General features: G+C 71.1%; 1 protein-coding gene and 1 pseudogene. Both read right to left on the bottom strand.

Going from position 1 to position 1871, the window contains the following annotated elements; all coding sequences use genetic code 11:
- A partial coding sequence (locus FVW20_RS13935; RefSeq protein ID WP_307831545.1) for a glycoside hydrolase family 3 N-terminal domain-containing protein occupies positions 1 to 952 on the bottom strand: 952 nt, incomplete at its 3' end.
- Positions 953 to 1116: 164 nt separating this feature from the next.
- Positions 1117 to 1871 (bottom strand): annotated as a pseudogene (locus FVW20_RS13930) (hydantoinase/oxoprolinase family protein); the annotation flags it as partial.

The raw sequence follows: 1871 nt of genomic DNA, 5'->3' as shown, positions 1-1871 counted from the left end.
CGTGGGCCGCCACCGCGCGCGGGTCGCGCCCGTAGGCCCGCCCCAGCCTGCCGATGGCCGGGCTGTCCGGGTTCACGTCCACGTCCACCACCGGCGCGAAATTCAGGTTCACCCCCACGTCGCCCAGTTCGCGGCCCATGGCCACGGCGCGCAGCCGGGTTTCGCCCGTTGTGCCCTGCCCCAACTGCCGCGCCGGGGGATACTGGGTGAAGCCGCGTTCCGGCTTCAGCCGCTGCACCCGCCCGCCTTCCTGGTCCACGGCCACGAACAGCGGCAGCCCGGCGGGGGATGCCCCGGCGGCGGCCTGCATCGCGGCGGACAGCGCGCGCACCTGCTTGGGGGAAATGATGTTGCGTTCCGGACTGCGGGTGGTCACGTCGCGGTCGAACAGGATGACCCCGCCCACACGCCCGGCGCGGATGTCGTCCAGCACCTCGTTCACGCCGTAGGTTCCGGATGTGGGGGATGTGCCAGAGGTGTCCGATGTGACGGACGCGGAGGCGCCTGGTGCAGCGGCCCTGGCTGCACCCGCCTTCGTCGCGTTGGCCGCTACGGGAAAGAGCGGCTGCATCAGACCGCCCAGCCTCAGCACATCACCCGCGCGTGCGGCAACGGCCTGCGCCTCTGCCCCGCGAAAACCCACCATGAGCATCTGGCCGATCATGTCGGAAAGGGAGGGTTCGCCGTGGGTCCGTGTCTTGCCCTGTCCCTGCCCTTGTGCGGCCCCTGACGCGGATTTGACCACCGCCCCTTTGGGGGCTGCCGGGCTGACCGCATTGGCGGGAGCAGGCACCCCGGGAACGGACACCCCGGGAACGGACGGACCTTTGGGGGCGGCCACCTTGGGTGCCGGAACCACCGGCGCCGTGGGGCCGTCAACTGCGGCACTGGCGGCAGCACTGGCCGTGGCGGCCATGGCCCCGGAGACAACGAGGTCACCGGCAATATCCATCACACAGGGCACACAGGGCACACAGGGCACCCTGCCCGCGCCGCCCCTCCAGTTCCCCCCGCCCGGCAACACGGCGCAGGCCAGCAGGATCGCCCCGGCACACAGCAGCACACGGGCGCGTCGCAGGCATGTCGCCCCCATCGCGCCCCTCAAGAATTTCTTCTTCACGCCCCGGCCTCGTCGGCGCAGGGCTTGCAGCCGCAGGCGTTCCTGCCGCCGCTGCCCTGCTCACCCATTATGCCGGGCCGCACCTGGCATTTCACGCGAATGTTGCGGCCCACGGTGCCGTAGTCGCCCACCATGTTGAAGGACGAGGCCTCCACCACCTCCACCGCCGCCTCGCCGCCGGTAACGCCAAGACCCGCCAGATGCTCCAGCAGGGCCTCGCGAGCGTCCGCCTTGGCCCGTTCCAGGTCGAAGCCCCGGCCCGTCTTGCGTTCCACGCCCAGGGTGGGGATGAACAGCACGCCCTTTTCGGTGTCCGCGAACAGTTCCAGTTCCGCCGTGGTGCGGGTAAGCGCCGCGCCGATGGCGTTGGCCACGGCGAAATCGTCCGGCACGTCCACCCGTTTGCCCAGCGCCGGAGCCAGCAGAGGCTGCATCACCTTTGCCGGGCCGCCCATCAGGTACACGGCGGCGGGGTCCACCGCCCTGCCCTGCAACAGTTCCATGATGGTGTACACCGGGCGGGCGTTGACCTCGTCCACCAGATCGATGACGGCGGCGCGGATGCGCGCCACGGCCTCTGCAATGGCGTCGTCGGCCAGCCGTTCCGGGTACAGGTCCCACAGCCCGGCCAGTTCGCGGATGCCCCGCGCCGAAGCGGCCACGTCACCCACGGCGGCGTGACCACGGTAGTTCAGCGCGTCGATGAGCGTGGGCCGCACCCCGCCCATGGCCATGCTGGCCCCGGCCCGCT

It is taken from the genome of Nitratidesulfovibrio oxamicus, from assembly GCF_015731765.1.
In the GTDB taxonomy this organism is placed as follows: domain Bacteria; phylum Desulfobacterota; class Desulfovibrionia; order Desulfovibrionales; family Desulfovibrionaceae; genus Cupidesulfovibrio; species Cupidesulfovibrio oxamicus.
The sequence above is the reverse complement of the archived record's forward strand: the minus strand, read 5'-3'. Positions and strand labels throughout refer to the sequence as shown.